Source organism: Diaphorobacter sp. C33, from assembly GCF_030503915.1.
Taxonomy (GTDB): Bacteria; Pseudomonadota; Gammaproteobacteria; order Burkholderiales; family Burkholderiaceae_C; genus Diaphorobacter; species Diaphorobacter nitroreducens.
Genome location: NZ_CP129980.1, coordinates 297,445 through 314,826, shown reverse-complemented (window position 1 = coordinate 314,826; position 17,382 = coordinate 297,445). Strand labels below are relative to the sequence as shown.

The following is a 17,382-nucleotide window of genomic DNA, read 5'->3' as shown; positions in this document are numbered from 1 at the left end:
AGATCGGAGTGCCGACCAACCCCGCAAGCGCTGCGCGCCGGCGCCTTGCGGCGCCTCCTGCATCAGTTGGACTGCGCCAACTGATCCAGGATTGCTGGGTTTTCCAGGGTGCTGGTGTCCTGGGTGATGGGTTCGCCCTTGGCGATCGAGCGCAGCAGGCGGCGCATGATCTTGCCGCTGCGGGTCTTGGGCAGGTTGTCACCGAAGCGGATGTCCTTGGGCTTGGCGATGGGGCCGATCTCCTTGGCGACCCAGTTGCGCAGTTCGGTGGCGATCTGCTTGGCCTCCTCGCCCGTGGGGCGCGAGCGCTTGAGCACCACGAAGGCGCAAATCGCCTCGCCCGTCAGGTCGTCGGGGCGGCCCACCACGGCTGCCTCGGCCACGAGGTCCGTCTTGGCGACCAGGGCGGACTCGATCTCCATCGTGCCCATGCGGTGGCCCGACACGTTCAGCACGTCGTCGATGCGGCCCGTGATGCGGAAGTAGCCACGGTCGGCACTGCGCACGGCGCCGTCGCCGGCCAGGTAGGTGGTGCCCCCCAACTCTTCGGGAAAGTAGCTTTTCTTGAAGCGCTCGGGGTCGCCCCAGATGGTGCGGATCATCGAGGGCCAGGGCCGCTTGATCACGAGCATGCCGCCCGCGCCGTTGGGCAGGTCTTTGCCGGTTTCATCGACGATGGCGGCCTGGATGCCCGGCAGCGGCAAGGTGCACGAACCCGGCACGAGCGGCGTGGCACCCGGCAGCGGGGTGATGACGTGGCCGCCGTTTTCGGTCTGCCAGAACGTGTCCACGATAGGACAGCGCTCGCCGCCCACATGGCGGTAGTACCACATCCAGGCCTCGGGGTTGATGGGCTCGCCCACGCTGCCCAGGATGCGCAGGCTCGACAGATCCCAGTTCTTGGGGTGCACGCTCTCGTCGGAGTCGGCCGCCTTGATGAGCGAGCGGATGGCAGTGGGCGCCGTGTAGAACACCGTGACCTTGTGGCGCTCGATCATCTGCCAGAAGCGCCCGGCGTTGGGGTACGTGGGTACGCCCTCGAACACCACCTGTGTGGCACCCGCAGCCAGCGGACCGTAGGCCACGTAGGTGTGGCCCGTGATCCAGCCGATATCGGCCGTGCACCAGAACACGTCGTCGGGGCGAATGTCGAAGGTCCACTCCATCGTCACCTTGGCCCACAGCAGGTAGCCGCCGGTGCTGTGCTGCACGCCCTTGGGCTTGCCCGTGGAGCCGCTGGTGTAGAGGATGAACAGCGGATGCTCCGCGCCCACGGGCGTGGGTGGGCATTCGGTGCTCTGCCCGGCCAGGATCTCGGAGAAGGTCTTGTCACGCCCCGCCACCATGTCGCAGGCCGTGGCCGTGCGCTGGTACACGAAGACATTCTTGATGCTGTCGCAGCCGCCCATGGACAGGCCCTCGTCCACGATGGCCTTCAGGGGCAGTTCCTTGCCGCCGCGCAATTGGTAGTTGGCCGTGATCACCGCCACGGCACCCGCATCGATGATGCGCTCGTTCAGCGCCTTGGCAGAGAAACCGCCGAACACCACGCTGTGCGTGGCGCCGATGCGCGCGCAGGCCTGCATGGCCACCACGCCTTCCACGCCCATCGGCATGTAGATGAGCACGCGGTCGCCCTGCTGCACGCCATGCGCCTTCAAGGCATTGGCGAACTGGCTCACGCGCTCCAGCAGTTGCCGGTAAGTGACCTGGGTGACAGTGCCGTCGTCGGCCTCGAAGAGGATGGCGGCCTTGTTCTCGACCGGCGTGCCCATGTGCTTGTCCAGGCAGTTGGCACTGGCGTTGAGCTCGCCGTCGGCAAACCACTGGTAGAACGGCGCCTTGGACTCGTCCAGCGTCTGCGTGAACGGCTTGGTCCATTGCAGGTGCTCGCGCGCCAGGCGCGCCCAGAAGCCCTCGGGATCCTTGTTGGCTTCGGCGCACAGGGCCTCGTAGCCGGCCATGCCCGACACGCGGGCCGCCTTCACCACGCTATCGGCAGGCGGGAAGACGCGGTTCTCCACCAATACGGATTCGATGGCATTGGACGATGCACTCATGGGTTTGTCTCCTGAAGCTAAGAATTTTGAGTGGTACTTTCAGCCCTGGTACTTACAGGCCACTGACGGAGCGCCACAGCATACGGCAGCGCTCCAGCGCCATGGCCTGGCATGCGTGAAATGCCTGACGGTGGCATGTCTTCGGGGCGAAACGGGCTGCCCCTAAAATCGCGCGCCTCCCCTTCCCGACGCATTTCCCGTCACCATGACTTCCCCTTCCCCCCATTCCGCCCACATGGCAAACGCCCCGCTGCGCCCCCTGCCCGCCCTGATCTTTGCCAGCCGCTGGCTGCAACTGCCGCTGTACCTGGGCCTGATCGCCGCCCAGGGCGTCTATGTCTGGCACTTCCTGCTGGAACTGTGGCACCTGGTGGAAGCGGCTTTCGGCCATGAGGCCGCGCTGCAGGCGCTCATCACCAGCATCGGCTACAAGCCGGACGCGCCCGTCACCTCGCTCAACGAGACGGTGATCATGCTGGTGGTGCTGGCGCTGATCGATGTGGTGATGATCTCCAACCTGCTCATCATGGTGATCGTCGGAGGCTACGAGACCTTCGTGAGCCGCCTTGGCCTGGACCGCCACCCCGACCAGCCCGAGTGGCTGGGCCATGTGAACGCCTCGGTGCTCAAGGTGAAGCTGGGCCTGTCGATCATCGGCATCAGTTCGATCCACCTGCTCAAGACCTTCATCAACGCCGCCAACTACAGCGAGAAGGTGCTGATGTGGCAGACCATCATCCACGTCACTTTCCTGTTCAGCGCGCTGGCCATCGCACTCACCGACCGGCTGCTGCACACCTCCGAGGACAAGCACTGAGGCATGCGGCCGGGCACCCGGCCAATCGCCCGCAAACCCATGGAACGCCCGCGCTCCATGGGTTTTTTGCTTGAAAAGCCATCTAGCACCCATGCAGCAAGCGCGAGCAGCTATTAATTTTGCAGCAACCGGCGAGCCCGCCGTCCGTCCACGCGCGGAATAGCACAAATCAAAAAACCCGTTTTTTGACTAAAAAATACCGAATAACTATACTTTCACGGTGTTTTACAACCTGCCGCGCAGGTAATTCGCTCTTTGTGGCTGCGTTGCCCGAGAGCGCCCCGTGCCAACGCGCCTCCCACTGCTGGCGGCCCTGGCACACAGGCCGAAGTATTCGCCCCTGATGCCCCAGGGTGCCCTGCCGCCAATGCGCGGCGCACGGTACCCGCGTGACTGCGCAAGTCCTCAGCCAGACCTCTTGCGCCGCGCACCCAGGCCCTTGCGCACCGTTCGCGTGCCATTCGGGCCGATCTGGTCACTTTTCGTGTCCGCCCTCTTCCCGGCCCTGCAGGCCGCGCCCGTCGATTGGCGACGCGCGTGCCCTCGCGGGGACGCCGCATCGGGGTCGTGTGTGCCGCTTTGGCCTTTGCGTTCCTGCCGCCATTGGTGCGGCAGGGGCCCGTTCAACCCGTCACAACCGAGGAAGGACCCACACGGTGGCCAAGCAAATCATCATCGACCATGTCTTCAAGGTCTTCGGCGACTCGCCGCAGGAAGCGCTGCGCCTGGTGCAGCAGGGCCTGAGCAAGCAGCAGATCCTGGAGCGCACGGGCCATTCCATCGGCGTGTTCGATGCCAGCTTCACCATCGAGGCCGGCGAAATCTTCGTCGTCATGGGCCTATCGGGCTCGGGCAAGTCCACGCTGGTGCGCATGCTCAACCGCCTGATCGAGCCCACCAGCGGCCGCATCCTGGTGAACGGCCAAGACATCAACCGTCTGGGCGACCGCGAGTTGCGCGCGCTGCGGCGCAAGGACATCAGCATGGTGTTCCAGTCGTTCGCCCTGATGCCGCACATGACGGTGCTGGACAACGCCGCCTTCGGGCTGGAACTCGCAGGAGTGGACCGTGCCGAGCGCCAGCAGGCAGCGCAGGAGGCCCTGCAGCAGGTGGGCCTGGGCGCCTGGGGCGCCAGCTACCCCGACGAACTCTCGGGCGGCATGCAGCAGCGGGTGGGGCTGGCGCGCGCGCTGGCAGCCGACCCGTCCATCCTGCTCATGGACGAGGCGTTCTCCGCGCTGGACCCCATCATCCGCACCGAGATGCAAAGCGAGCTGCTGCGCCTGCAGCAGATCAAGCGCCGCACCATCGTCTTCATCTCGCACGACCTGGACGAGGCCATGCGCATCGGCGACCGCATTGCCATCATGAAGGACGGCCACGTGGTGCAGGTGGGCACGCCCGACGAGATCCTGCGCGCGCCTGCCAACGACTACGTACGCAGCTTCGTGCGCGGCGTGGACGCTGCGGCGGTGTTCAAGGCGGCCGACATCGCGCGCCAGGCGCTCACCGTGGTGTCCGAGCACGACGACCGCGGCTGCCGCGCGGCACTGCGCCTGCTGGAGGACTCGGACCGCGACCACGCCTACGTGCTCAACAGCCGCAAGCGCCTGCTGGGCGTGGTGTCGTCGCAGTCGCTGCGCGAAGCGCTGCACGGCCGCCAGGGCGCGCTGGGCCTGCACCACGCCTTCTTACCCAATGCCCAGCCGCTGGATGCCTCCACGCCGGTGGCGGACCTGTTCGGCCCCATGAGCAGTGCGCCCTGCCCGCTGCCGGTGGTGGACGAGGACGGCATCTACCAGGGCGTGATCAGCCGCACCACGCTGATGAAGTTCCTGGACCGCGACACGCCGCCCGTGCCGCCGCCGCAGGCGGAGGTGCCACCCATCCAGCTCCACCCCCACTTCCCGGCGCAAGCCAGCACGCCGGTGGCAGCGCCCCGCTAAGAACAACACAAGGAGAGGACACGCATGAACGACACAACGCAAGAGACCGCCGCCATCGACGACCCCTGGGCACCCGCCGACGCCGCGCCCGCTCAGGCGCAAGCACAAGCCAGCGACCCCTGGGCCGCCGACACGACGCTGCAACCCGCGGATGCCGATCCGTGGGGCGCTGGCGGCACCGCCGGCACCGATGCCACGGCCGGCGTGGACTGGCTTGACGCCGCGGCGGCGCCGATGCCCGAGCCCGACGCCGGCCTGGCCGGCCTGTGGCAGCAGATCGCCACCGACGGCCTGCCCGTGCAGGGCTGGATCAACGAGGGCCTGCACTGGGTGGTGGAGAACTTCCGCCCGTTCTTCCAGGCGGTGCGCGCGCCCATCGACGCCACGCTCACCGGCGTGACCGACCTGCTGCTGGCCGTGCCCGCGCCCGCGCTCATCGCGCTGGTCACGCTGCTGGCCTGGCAGTTTGCCGGCCGCGGCCTGGCCGTGGGCGCGGCGCTGTCGCTGGGACTGGTGGCGCTCTTGGGCATCTGGCCCGACGCCATGGTGACGCTGGCGCTGGTGCTCACATCGCTGTTGTTCTGCGTCGTCATCGGCCTGCCCATGGGCATCGTGCTGGCGGCCAGCGAGCGCGCGCAGCGCTGGACGCGCCCGCTGCTGGACGCCATGCAGACCACGCCCGCCTTCGTGTACCTGGTGCCGGTGGTGATGCTGTTCGGCATCGGCAACGTGCCGGGCGTGATCGTGACCATCGTGTTTGCGCTGCCGCCGTTGGTCCGCCTGACCAACCTGGGCCTGCGCCAGGTGCGCCCTGATCTGATCGAGGCCAGCCGCGCCTATGGCGCTTCGCCCCTGCAATTGCTGTGGAAGGTGCAGCTGCCGCTGGCCATGCCCTCGATCATGGCCGGCATCAACCAGGCGCTGATGCTGTCGCTGTCGATGGTGGTCATCGCCTCGATGATCGCCGTGGGCGGCCTGGGCCAGATGGTGCTGCGCGGCATCGGCCGGCTGGACATGGGCCTGGCCACCGTGGGCGGCCTGGGGATCGTGCTGCTGGCCATCGTGCTGGACCGCCTCACCCAGGCCATGGGCCAGCCGCGGCGCGCCAGTGCGCGCTGGTGGCACACCGGCCCCGCGGGCCTGGTGCTGCGCGCCGTGCGCGGCAAGCCCGCAGCGCCCGCGCCGCAAGCCGCCCCGCTTGCCACCCCCCGCAACTCCGCGGCCTGACACCAATCCCGTTCACCACCAGAAAGGAAACCCCGGATGACTCTTCTGTCGCTGACCTCTCCCACACACACTGCACGTTCCGGCGCATGCGCCGCCCTCGCCCGCCGCCTGCGCGCGCCGTTGGCCGCGGTTGCCGCGGGTCTGGGCCTGGCGCTGGGCGCCACCGCTGCGCTGGCCCAGCCCACCGCCCTGCCCGGCAAGGGCGTGAAAGTGCTGCCTCTCAAGAGCTCGATCGCCGAGGAGACCTTCCAGACACTGCTGGTCATGAAGGGCCTGGAAAAACTCGGCTACGACGTGCAGCCCATCCAGGAGGTGGAGTACCCCACGGCCCACATCGCCATCGGCAATGGCGACGCCACGTTCATGGCCGACCACTGGAACCCTCTGCATGCCGACTATTACAAGAACGCCGGCGGCGACGCGAAGCTCTACCGGCGCGGCACCTACTCGGGCAACGCGGCGCAGGGTTACCTGATCGACAAGAAGACCGCCGACGCGCATGGCATCACCAACGTCGAGCAGCTCAAGGACCCGAAAATTGCCCAGCTGTTCGACACCAACGGCGACGGCAAGGCCGACCTGACGGGCTGCACGCCCGGCTGGGGCTGCGAGGCCATGATCGAGCACCACCTGGACGCCTACGGCCTGCGCAACACCGTCACGCACCAGCAGGGCACCTACTCCGCGCTGATCGCCGACACCATCACGCGCTACCGCGCAGGCAAGCCCGTCCTGTACTACACCTGGACGCCCTATTGGGTGAGCAACGAGCTCAAGCCCGGCAAGGACGTGGTCTGGCTGGAAGTGCCCTTTTCCTCCCTGCCGGGCGAGCAAAAAGGCCTGGACACGCGCCTGCCCAACGGCAAGAACTACGGCTTCGTGGTGAACCAGCAGCAGATCGTGGCCAACAAGGCCTGGGCCGAGGCCAACCCCGCCGCCGCCAAGCTGTTCGAAGTGATGCAGCTGCCCGTGGCCGACATCAACGCCCAGAACCACCTGATGAGCCGGGGCCAGAACAAGGCCGCCGACATCGAACGCCATGTGAACGGCTGGATCAAGGCACACCAGAAGACCTTTGACGGCTGGGTGCAGCAGGCGCTGGCCGCGGCCCGCTGACGGGTGCGTTTGCAACAATTTGCATAAAAACAGGAGATAACGCCCGTCCCTCATGCGCGAGCAGCTATCTTTTAAGTAGCACCAGAATCGGGCGGGGCGGGCTTTCGCCCCGCCCATGCCTGCGTGCGAGGCGTTGCCATTGGTTGCATTTGGCGCGCTTCGTACCATCGCGGCCAGGCCCCGGGGGTGGCCCGGCCGTGCCATCCTCAGCGTTTGACCACGGCCAAGCGGCTCCCCACTTCATGCAACTTCCGCGTCTCACCCTCCAAGGCAAGGCCTTTGCGGCCCTGTCGGCGCTGCTGGTCGTGATGCTGGTGCTGTTCGTGGGCTTCTCGCTGCTGGGGCTGCAGCGGGGGCTGGGCCCCTACGTGGCCGAGGTGGAGTTGGCGCGCATGGACTGGCTGGTGTTCCGCCTGCAGGCCGCGTATGAACAGCAGGGCGGCTGGCAGACACTGCGCGAGCAGCCCGGCCTGTGGCGCGAGCTGCGCCGCCCGCGCAACGTCCAGATGCCGACCTTCGGACCCGCTCCCGTGCCTGCGCCCGAGCCCCTGTTGCTACCCCAGGTCACGCCCGGCACGGCCCCGCCGCCGGTGGACGCGCTTTCGCGGCGCCTGGGCGTGGTGGATACGCAAGGCCGCGTGGTCGCGGGCGCCGCACCCGTTGCCGGCGGTGCGCGGACCGCGCTGCGCGACGGCGAGGGGCGCCTGATCGGCCACCTGGTGCTGGCGCCGCTCGACGGGCTGGAGCGCGATGCGGACCGCGCATTTCTGTCCAAGCAGCTCGGTTTCGTGGTGTGGAGCGGCGTGACGGGCCTGGCGCTGGCACTGCTGCTGTCCTGGTGGCTGGCGCGGCGCTGGCTGCGCCCCATCGACACGCTGGTGACCGGCGCGCAGGCCATTGCGGCCGGCGAACTGCACACCCGCGTGCCCGAACAAGCCGACAGCGAGGAATTCACCCGCCTGATCCACACCTTCAACGCCATGGCCGAGCAGCTTGCGAGCGTCGAGGCCTCGCGCCGCCAGTGGATCGGGGACACCGCGCATGAACTGCGCACGCCGCTGGCCGCGATGCGCGCCGAGATCGAGGCCGTGCAGGACGGCGTGCGCCCGTTCGACGAAAAGACCGCGCGCCGCCTGCACCGCCAGGTGATGCGGTTGATCCAGCTCGTGGGCGATCTGCGCGCCAGCGTGGACATGGCCGGCGACCAGCCCCCGCCCGTCATGAGCGCCGTGCAGCCGCTCGCGCTGCTGCGCGAGGCCATGGCCGGCATGCAGTCGCGCTTCGACCAGACGGGTGTCGCCCTGCAGGCCGCGCCAGACCTGGCCACGCTCGCCAAGCAGCCGCTGCAGGTGCACGGCAACGCACAGCAGTTGCACCGCGTGTTCCTGAACCTGCTGGAAAACAGCCTGCGCTACACCGACCCCGGCGGGCAGCTGCAGGTGTCGGCCTGCGTGCTGCGCAATGGCGGCCCGCCGCGCCTCACGCTGCGCCTGGACGACACGGCGCCCGGTGTGGCGCCGCACGAGCTGCCGCACCTGTTTGAGCGCCTGTACCGTGCCGAGGCCTCGCGCCGCCGCGCCTCAGGCGACCTGGGCGGCTCGGGCCTGGGCCTGGCCATCTGCCGCACCATCGTGCAGGCGCACGGCGGCCAGATCGAAGCCAGCGCCTCGCCGCTGGGTGGCCTGCGCATCACCCTCACACTGCCTCTACTGGAGAACCCCTCGCCATGACCACGCCCGCACGCATCCTCGTCGTGGAGGACGAGCAGGACATCGCCGACGTGCTGCTGGATTACCTGCGCCACGCGGGCTACGCCCCGGAGCACGCGGCCGACGGCCGCACGGCCCTGCAGGTCCTCACCGCCCCCCAGCCGCCCGACCTGACGCTGCTGGACGTCATGCTGCCCGGCATCGACGGGCTGGAGGTGCTGCGCCAGGCGCGCCGCCACACCGACAACCCCATCGTGGTGATCACTGCCCGCGTGGAAGAAGTGGACCGCCTCATCGGCCTGGAACTGGGCGCGGACGACTACATCTGCAAGCCCTTCTCGCCGCGCGAGGTGGTGGCGCGCGTGAAGGCCGTGCTGCGCCGGCGCGCACCGCCGGCCCAGGCCGCCGCGCAGGCGGAGCTGGCCTACGGCGCGCTGGTGCTGGACGAGGCCCAGCTGCAAGCCACGCTGCACGGCACCCTCGTGGCGCTGACACCGCGCGAATGGCATCTGCTGCGCACCCTGCTGGCACACCCGCGCAGCGTGCTGTCGCGCGCCCAGTTGCTGCAGCACGCCTACCCGGACTCGCCGCAGGAGCCCAACGAGCGCGCCGTGGACAGCCACATCAAGAATCTGCGCCGCAAGCTGCGCAGCGCCGACCCCGCCGGGCACGACTGGATACGCTCGGTCTATGGCGTGGGCTTTGCCTTCGACCCACCCGCGGCGCCTCAGGACGCTCAGGACTGAGCTAGCTCCTTTTTTAATAGCTTCTTGCGCTTACCACAAGCGCCTTTAGGGCACTTTTTGCTTTAAACGCATCCCGGCAGCCACAGCGGCCTACGCCGGGTGGGGACAAGGGTTTGTTACCGAGCGTGACGGCGCCTAGAATGCCGCAGCCTCTGTTCCCGCGCCCGGCGCCCTCACCGACGAACCACCATGCCCGCTCCCCTGCGCTTTTGTGCCGACGTGTCGCTGCAACGTCCCCTGTTGTCGGCGCGCGAGCGCGAGGCCCTGGACCGCAGCCCCTGGTTCTCCACCCTCTCGCCCTCGCTGCGGCACGACATCTTCCGCCTGGGCCACGTGACGCGCCATGCACACGGCGACCTGATCGTCGAGCAGGGCCGTCCCATCCGCGAATGGTTCACCTGCGCCAGTGGCGCGCTGCGCTTTCAACGCACCACGCCCTCCGGCAAGCTGGTCACGCTGGCCTATGTGGAGCCCGGAATCTGGGTGGGTGAGGCCGAGGTGCTCTACGGCCGCCCCTGCACCTACGACGCGCATGCCCATGGCCCCACCACGCTGTTGAGCGTGCCCGAACCCACCTTCCGCACGCTGCTGCAGGAGCATCCCTCGTTCGGCGAGGCGCTGCTCACGCTGCAGGCATGGAGCATGCGGTCGCTGTATTGCATGATGGAAGACATGGCCACGCTGCCGCTGCGCGCGCGCCTGGCCAAGCAATTGCTACAGCTGCTGCAGCGCTTCGGCCCGCAGCGCACCGAGCCGGGCGAGAGCGTGCCGCTGGGCCTGTCGCTGGCGCAAGACGAGCTGGCCTGCCTGCTCGGCGGCTCGCGCCAGCGCGTGAACGTGGAATTGAAATGGCTGGAACGCGAGGGCCTGATCAGCGTGCGCCCCCGCGGCATCGAGATCCTGGACGCCACCGGCCTGCAGACGCTGGTGGACCAGGCCGCCGCGGATGGCCGAGGCGACGACTGAGCGCACCGCCCACCGTCGCAACGTCCCTCCCAGCCGTCAGCGCCCCACCATCCGGGCGGGCACCACCCACTCATCGAACTGCGCGGGCGTCACGTGGCCCAGCGCCAGCGCGGCCTCGCGCAGCGTGCTGCCTTCCTTGTGCGCCTTCTTGGCAATCGCCGCGGCCTTGTCGTAGCCGATGTGCGGGTTGAGCGCCGTCACCAGCATCAGCGAGCGCTCCACCAGCTCCGCGATGCGCGCGCGGTTGGGCTCTATCCCCACGGCGCAGTGCTCGTTGAAGCTCACCATGCCATCGGCCAGCAACCGCACGCTCTGCAGGAAGTTGTGCGCCACCAGCGGGCGGAACACGTTCAGCTCGAAGTTGCCACTGGCCCCGCCGATGTTGATGGCCACATCGTTGCCCAGCACCTGGGCGCACAGCATGGTCAGCGCCTCGCACTGCGTGGGGTTCACTTTGCCGGGCATGATGGACGAGCCGGGCTCGTTCTCAGGGATGGTGATCTCGCCGATGCCGCTGCGCGGGCCGCTGGCCAGCCACCGCACGTCGTTGGCGATCTTCGTGAGGCTGGCCGCCAGCGTCTTCAGCGCGCCGTGGGCATGCACCAGCGCGTCCTGCGATGCGAGCGATTCGAACTTGTTGGGCGAGGTCACGAAGGGCTGACCGGTGAACTGGGCCAGCTCCTGCGCCACACGTTCGGCGTAGCCCTCGGGCGCATTCAGGCCCGTGCCCACGGCCGTCCCGCCCAGGGCCAGTTCATGCAGGTGCGGCAGCGCCGCGCGCACATGGCGCTCCCCATGGGCAAGTTGCGCCACCCAGCCCGAGATCTCCTGCCCCAGCGTGAGCGGTGTCGCATCCTGCAGATGGGTGCGGCCGATCTTCACGATGTCGTCGAACGCCTCGGCCTTGGTCTGCAGGGTGGCGCGCAGCTCCTCCATGGCGGGCAACAGCCGGTGCACCAGCGCCTGCACCGCGGCCACATGCGTGGCGGTGGGGAACACGTCGTTGCTGGACTGGCTCTTGTTCACGTCATCGTTGGGATGTACCAGCCGTGCCTCGCCGCGCTCCCCGCCCAACAGCTCGCTGGCGCGGTTGGCCAGCACCTCGTTGACGTTCATGTTGGTCTGGGTGCCCGAGCCGGTCTGCCAGACCACCAGCGGGAACTCGTCGTCGTGCTCGCCCAGCAGCACCTCGTCGGCCGCGGCGACGATGGCGCGCGTCTTGTCCGCGCCCAGCAGCCCCAGCGCGTGGTTGACCCGGGCCGACGCGCGCTTGACCTGCGCCAGCGCGCGGATGAGTTCCTGCGGCTGTCGTTCACCCGAGATGGCGAAGTTCTGCAGCGAGCGCTGCGTCTGCGCGCCCCAGAGCCTGTCGGCCGGCACCTCGATGGGGCCGAAGGTGTCGCGTTCGATACGGGTGCTGGAAGTCATGCAAAGGCCTTTCTGATCCGGGAAGGAGCAACGGGGCCGATTTCACCGCAAATGGCCGCGAGGCCACTGAAAGCCCCTGCCGCCACGCCGGGCGGACGGGGCTTCTACCCTTGCTTTTGCCCTTGCATCAGGCTCGTGCAAGGTGCAGGGCGATAATCGCGGGCGTCCGTTTCACAAGAATCCTCCCCCACATGACCACGACCATCCGGTACAACGACCTTGTGGAGTCCGTAGCTGCCGCGCTGCAGTACATCTCCTACTACCACCCCGCCGACTACATCCAGCACCTGGCCCGCGCCTACGAGCGCGAGCAGAGCCCCGCGGCCAAGGACGCGATGGCGCAGATCCTCACCAACAGCAAGATGAGCGCCACGGGCCACCGCCCGATCTGCCAGGACACGGGCATCGTGAACGTGTTCCTGAAGGTGGGCATGGGCGTGCGCTTCGAGGGCTTCGCCGCCGACCAAAGCCTGGAGGACGCCATCAACGAAGGCGTGCGCCGCGGCTACAACCACCCCGACAACACGCTGCGTGCGTCGGTCGTCGCCGACCCGCAGTTCGCTCGCAAGAACACCAAGGACAACACACCCGCCGTCATCAGCGTGCAGATCGTGCCCGGCGACACGCTGGACGTGACGGTGGCCGCCAAGGGCGGCGGCAGCGAGAACAAGTCCAAGATGGTCATGATGAACCCCAGCGACAACCTGGTGGACTGGGTGCTCAAGACCGTACCCACCATGGGCGCCGGCTGGTGCCCGCCGGGCATGCTGGGCATCGGCATCGGCGGTACGGCGGAAAAGGCCGTGCTGCTGGCCAAGGAAAGCCTGATGGAAGACCTGGACATGTACGAGCTGCTGGCCAAGAGCCAGCGCGGCGAGAAGCTGGACCAGGTCGAAGAGCTGCGCCTGGAGCTGTACGAGAAGGTCAACGCCCTCGGCATCGGCGCTCAGGGTCTGGGCGGCCTGGCCACCGTGCTGGACGTGAAGATCAAGATGTACCCCACGCACGCGGCCAGCAAACCCGTGGCCATGATCCCCAACTGCGCGGCCACGCGCCACGCGCACTTCGTGATGGACGGCTCCGGCCCCGTCTACATGGACCCGCCGAGCCTGGACCTGTGGCCCAAGGTGGACTGGGCGCCCAACACCGAGACCAGCAAGCGCGTGGACCTCAACACCCTGACCAAGGAAGAAGTCGCGAGCTGGAAGCCTGGCCAGACGCTGCTGCTGAACGGCAAGATGCTCACCGGCCGCGACGCCGCGCACAAACGCATCCAGGACATGCTGGCCAAGGGTGAGAAGCTGCCCGTGGACTTCACCAATCGCGTGATCTACTACGTGGGCCCCGTGGACCCGGTGAAGGACGAGGCCGTGGGCCCCGCCGGCCCTACCACCGCCACGCGCATGGACAAGTTCACCGACATGATGCTGGAGCAGACCGGCCTGATCGCCATGATCGGCAAGGCCGAGCGCGGCCCGGTCGCCATCGAGTCCATCAAGAACCACAAGAGCGCCTACCTGATGGCCGTGGGCGGCGCCGCCTACCTGGTCAGCAAGGCCATCAAGAACGCCAAGGTGGTGGGCTTTGCCGACTTGGGCATGGAAGCCATCTATGAGTTCGACGTGGTGGACATGCCCGTCACCGTGGCCGTGGACGCGGGCGGCACCAGCGCCCACATCACCGGCCCGGCCGAGTGGCAAAAGAAAATCGCCGCGGGCGAATACAAGGTCGTGCCCATGGTCGCCGCCTGACGGCCTCGCGATGTGAACCGTCCGTGACAAAAACCGCCCTCGGGCGGTTTTTGTTTTTCCAACGGGTAAAGGGCCAGCGCGGCAGGGAACCCCGCTGCCGCCTTGCACTCCCATCTGCATCTCTTCACCGCCTCAGGAGCACCATGACCGCAGAAGAAATCCGCGCCACCCTCACCTTGTGCCTGATGGCCTCGTACGCAGACGGCGAGAAGCACGACCGCGAACGCGAGCAGATCCGCGAGGTCGCGCAAGGCCTTGCGGGCGACGCGCAGGTCAACCTGCCCGGCCTGTACCAGGACGTGCTGCTGCGCCGTGTGCAGCTGCCAGAAGTGTTGGGCCGCCTGGCCTCTCCCGAGTCGCGCCAGCTGGCTTATGAGATGGCCGTGTGCGTGTGCGAAGCCGACGGCCACACCAGCGCCAAGGAAGATGCCTTCCTGGCCCAGGTGCGCCAGGCCTGGGGCCTGGGGGGCGCGCTTACCACGGGGGGATTCGATGCCGAGGCCCAGGCCGTGGCCGACGCCCCTTTGCAAGCGCCTCTGCAAACGCCATTGGACGCATCCACTGCGCCTGCGACACCGGCCCCCCACCCCGCCGCTGCGGACGCGCTGCCCACCACCGCCGCGCAGCGCCGCCCCGGCAGCCTGCCGCCCGCCGAGATGGACCGCAAGATCCTGCAGGCGTCGATCATGAACGGCGCCATCGAACTGCTGCCCGAGAACCTGTCCACCCTGGCCATCATCCCGTTGCAAATGCGGCTGGTCTACCAGATCGGCCAGAGCTACGGCTATGAGCTGGACCGCGGGCACATCAAGGACTTCCTCGCGACGCTGGGCGTGGGGCTCACCTCGCAGTACCTGGAGCAGGCAGGCCGCAAGCTGCTCAGCGGCCTGCTGGGCAAGGCCGGCAAGGGCCTGCTGGGTGGCCTGGGGCGCCAGGCGGTGAGCAGCAGCATGAGCTTTGCGGCCACCTATGCGCTGGGGCATGTGGCCAACCAGTACTACGCGGGCGGGCGCACCCTGTCCACCGACATGCTCAAGGACGCCTACCAGCACGTGATGCAGGACGGCCAGCAATTGCAGGCGCGCTACCTGCCGCAGATGCAGGCGACCGCGCGCCAGCTCGACACGGCCAAGATCCTCTCCATGGTGCGCGGCGGCTGAGAGGCAAGTTGCTGCGCAGAACGCAGGTGATTTGCTACTTTTTCAGGAGCATTTAGCGCTTGACTGGCAAACGCTAGAGCCAATTTCTATATAGATGCAGCCCCGCGGAGGCGCTTGGCCCACAGCCCGCCGAACTGGTTGATCACCATGCCCGCCAGCACGCCCAGCGTGCCCATCCATTGCCAGGCCGTGGGGCGCTCGCCCAGCAGCAGCATGGCCGACAGCAGTCCCACCACCGGCACCAGCAGCGATAGCGGCGCCACGGTGCTGGCGGCGTAGCGCTGCAGCAGGCGCGTCCACAGGCCATAGCCCAGCAGGGTGGACAACAGCGCCAGATAGGCCACCACGCCCAACTCGCGCCCGCCCAGGCCACGCAACTGCTGCACCACGGCCTCCGTGCCGTCCACCACGCAGGCCAACAGCAACAGCGGCACGATGGGGAACACGCTGCTCCAGACGATGAAGGACACGGGCTCGTACGGCCCCTGGCGCGCCGCCACGCGCGTGAGCAGGTTGGAGCCGGCCCACATGGCCGCGGCCCCCACGGTGAGCAGGAAGCCCGCCAGGGTCATGCCGGAGGCGCCATCGCCGTGCGCCGCGCCGATGAACACCAGCCCGCCGATGGCGATGCACAGGCCCAGCCACTGCCAGCGGTGCGGCGTCTCGCCCAACAAGGCTGCCGCCATGAGCATGGTGATGAATGCCTGCGTCTGCAGCACCACCGAGGACATGCCCGCCGGCATGCCCAGCTGCATGCCGGTGAACAGCAGGCCGAACTGTCCCACACCCTGCACCAAGCCATAGGCCGCCATCACGCCCCAGGACAGGTGCCGCGGCGGGCGCACGAACAGCAGGAACGGCAGCGACGCCGCCAGGAAGCGCAGCGCGCACAGCACCAGCGGCGACAGCGTGGCCAGGCCCCACTTCATGACGACGAAGTTCAGCCCCCAGACCACAACCACCACCAGCGCCTTGGCCCAGTCGGCCCGCGACAGCGACGTGCTCATGCGCGGACTGCCGGCGCGGCGCGGCTCAACTGCCCGCCACCTTCATGCGGTTGATGAGGATGGAGCCCACCGTCTTGGCGCCATAGGTGTAGGCGTCGGCGCCCACGGCCTCGATGCCGCGCAGCATGTCCTTGAGGTTGCCGGCGATGGTGATCTCGTGCACCGGATAAGCGATGCGGCCGTTCTCCACCCAGAAGCCGCTGGCGCCGCGCGAGTAGTCGCCCGTCACGTAGTTCACGCCCTGGCCCATGAGCTCGATCACGAACAGGCCCGTGCCCAGCTTTTGCAGCATGGCGTCCAGGTCGTCGCCGGGCTTCGTAAGGCGCGACGACAGCACCAGGTTGTGCGAGCCGCCGGCATTGCCGGTGGTCGGCATGCCGAGCTTGCGCGCCGAATAGGTGCTGAGGAAATAGCCCTGCACGCGGCCCGCCTCCACCACCTGGCGCGGCGCCACGCGCACGCCCTCGTCGTCGAACGGCGAGCTGCCCTTGCCGCCCAGGATGAACGGGTCCTCGGCCACGTCGATGTGCTTGGCGAACACCTGCTTGCCCAGCGAATCGACGAGAAAGCTGCTCTTGCGGTACAGCGCGCCGCCGCTCACGGCCTGCACGAAGCCGCCCAGCAGGCCGGCGGCCAGGGGCGATTCGAACAGCACCGGGCATTCGGTGGTGGGGATCTTGCGGCTGCCCAGGCGGCTCAACGCGCGCTGGGCGGCGTAGCGGCCCACGGCCTCGGGCGCGGCCAATTCGCGCGCGTCGCGCATGGAGCTGTACCAGGCGTCGCGCTGCATCTCGGCATTGCGCCCTGGCAGCGAGGCGATGGGCGCCACCGAGATGCTGTGGCGCGAACTGGCGTAGCCGCCGCGAAAGCCGCGTGTGTGGGCGCTGAAGAAGTGGCTCTGCTGCGCCGACACGCCCGCGCCTTCGCTGTTGGTGATGCGTTTGTGGGTCTTGAAGGCGGCGGCCTCGCACTCCAGCGCGAGAAGCGCGGCCTCTTCGCTGGTGATGGCCCAGGGGTGGAACAGTTGCAGGTCGCGGTGCGTTTCCTGTGGCGCGATGTCGGCCGAGTCGGGCAGGCCGGCCACCGGGTCCTCGGCGGTGAAGCGGGCGATGTCGTAGGCCGCCTGCACCGTGCGCTCCACGGCGGCCAGTGAGAAGTCGGACGTGCTCGCATTGCCACGGCGGTGGCCCACGTACACCGTCACGCCCAGCGACTTGTCGCGGTTGCGCTCCACCGTCTCCAGCTCGCCCTTGCGTACGTTCACCGACAGGCCGCAGCCTTCCGAGGCGTCCGCCCCCGCGTCGGTAGCACCCAACTTCTTGGCATGGGCCAGGGCATGGTCCACCAGGCCTTCAAAGAACTCTCGGGTATAGCTGAAGCCGCTGTCGGGCTGGGAAGAAGTGCCGCTGGCGGCGCGGTTGCTGGATGTATTCATAGCGGCGGCTATGA

13 protein-coding genes are annotated in these 17,382 nt (G+C 68.2%); 9 read left to right on the top strand and 4 right to left on the bottom strand.

Going from position 1 to position 17,382, the window contains the following annotated elements:
• Positions 1-62 precede the first annotated feature (62 nt).
• The gene (acs, locus tag QY917_RS01515; protein ID WP_015912709.1) at positions 63-2,060 is read right to left on the bottom strand and encodes an acetate--CoA ligase; all 1,998 of its coding nucleotides are present in this window, start codon (positions 2,058-2,060) and stop codon (positions 63-65) included.
• A 205-nt stretch (positions 2,061-2,265) separates the two neighbouring features.
• Here acs and QY917_RS01510 point away from each other — a divergent pair, with 205 nt between their 5' ends.
• The 7 genes from QY917_RS01510 to QY917_RS01480 all read left to right on the top strand — a co-directional run bounded on the left by QY917_RS01510 (position 2,266) and on the right by QY917_RS01480 (position 10,587).
• Positions 2,266-2,877: a TIGR00645 family protein gene (locus QY917_RS01510; RefSeq protein ID WP_011804501.1), complete on the top strand. Its 612-nt coding sequence runs from the start codon at positions 2,266-2,268 to the stop codon at positions 2,875-2,877.
• Between the two features lie 656 nt (positions 2,878-3,533).
• Complete coding sequence (gene proV, locus QY917_RS01505; RefSeq protein ID WP_123675159.1) at positions 3,534-4,823, top strand: glycine betaine/L-proline ABC transporter ATP-binding protein ProV; 1,290 nt, start codon at positions 3,534-3,536, stop codon at positions 4,821-4,823.
• A gap of 24 nt (positions 4,824-4,847) precedes the next feature.
• Positions 4,848-6,050 (top strand): glycine betaine/L-proline ABC transporter permease ProW, encoded by a 1,203-nt coding sequence (gene proW, locus QY917_RS01500; RefSeq protein WP_123675158.1) that lies wholly within the window; start codon positions 4,848-4,850, stop codon positions 6,048-6,050.
• A gap of 36 nt (positions 6,051-6,086) precedes the next feature.
• A complete protein-coding gene (gene proX, locus QY917_RS01495; RefSeq protein ID WP_231403361.1) occupies positions 6,087-7,166 on the top strand; it encodes a glycine betaine/L-proline ABC transporter substrate-binding protein ProX in 1,080 nt (359 codons plus the stop codon).
• 242 nt (positions 7,167-7,408) lie between these two features.
• On the top strand, positions 7,409-8,896 hold the full coding sequence (locus tag QY917_RS01490) for an ATP-binding protein (RefSeq protein ID WP_123675157.1): 1,488 nt from the start codon (positions 7,409-7,411) through the stop codon (positions 8,894-8,896).
• Positions 8,893-9,621 (top strand): response regulator, encoded by a 729-nt coding sequence (locus tag QY917_RS01485; RefSeq protein WP_047349627.1) that lies wholly within the window; start codon positions 8,893-8,895, stop codon positions 9,619-9,621. The genes QY917_RS01490 and QY917_RS01485 overlap by 4 nt, the downstream gene beginning before the upstream one ends.
• Positions 9,622-9,810: 189 nt before the next feature.
• A complete protein-coding gene (locus QY917_RS01480; protein WP_103737291.1) occupies positions 9,811-10,587 on the top strand; it encodes a Crp/Fnr family transcriptional regulator in 777 nt (258 codons plus the stop codon).
• A gap of 36 nt (positions 10,588-10,623) precedes the next feature.
• Here QY917_RS01480 and fumC read toward each other — a convergent pair whose 3' ends face one another.
• Entirely contained in the window at positions 10,624-12,015 is a 1,392-nt protein-coding gene (fumC, locus tag QY917_RS01475) for a class II fumarate hydratase (protein WP_123675156.1), read from the bottom strand.
• A 191-nt stretch (positions 12,016-12,206) separates the two neighbouring features.
• Between fumC and QY917_RS01470 the strand changes: the two genes are divergently transcribed.
• Positions 12,207-13,766 (top strand): fumarate hydratase, encoded by a 1,560-nt coding sequence (locus QY917_RS01470; RefSeq protein ID WP_015912701.1) that lies wholly within the window; start codon positions 12,207-12,209, stop codon positions 13,764-13,766.
• A 143-nt stretch (positions 13,767-13,909) separates the two neighbouring features.
• The gene (locus QY917_RS01465; RefSeq protein ID WP_123675155.1) at positions 13,910-14,926 is read left to right on the top strand and encodes a YcjF family protein; all 1,017 of its coding nucleotides are present in this window, start codon (positions 13,910-13,912) and stop codon (positions 14,924-14,926) included.
• 86 nt (positions 14,927-15,012) lie between these two features.
• Here QY917_RS01465 and QY917_RS01460 read toward each other — a convergent pair whose 3' ends face one another.
• Together QY917_RS01460 and pmbA are read right to left on the bottom strand one after the other, a co-directional pair.
• Positions 15,013-15,933, bottom strand: a complete 921-nt coding sequence (locus QY917_RS01460; RefSeq protein ID WP_123675154.1) for an EamA family transporter — start codon at positions 15,931-15,933, stop codon at positions 15,013-15,015.
• A 25-nt stretch (positions 15,934-15,958) separates the two neighbouring features.
• A complete protein-coding gene (gene pmbA / locus QY917_RS01455) occupies positions 15,959-17,368 on the bottom strand; it encodes a metalloprotease PmbA (protein ID WP_123675153.1) in 1,410 nt (469 codons plus the stop codon).
• Positions 17,369-17,382 lie beyond the last annotated feature (14 nt).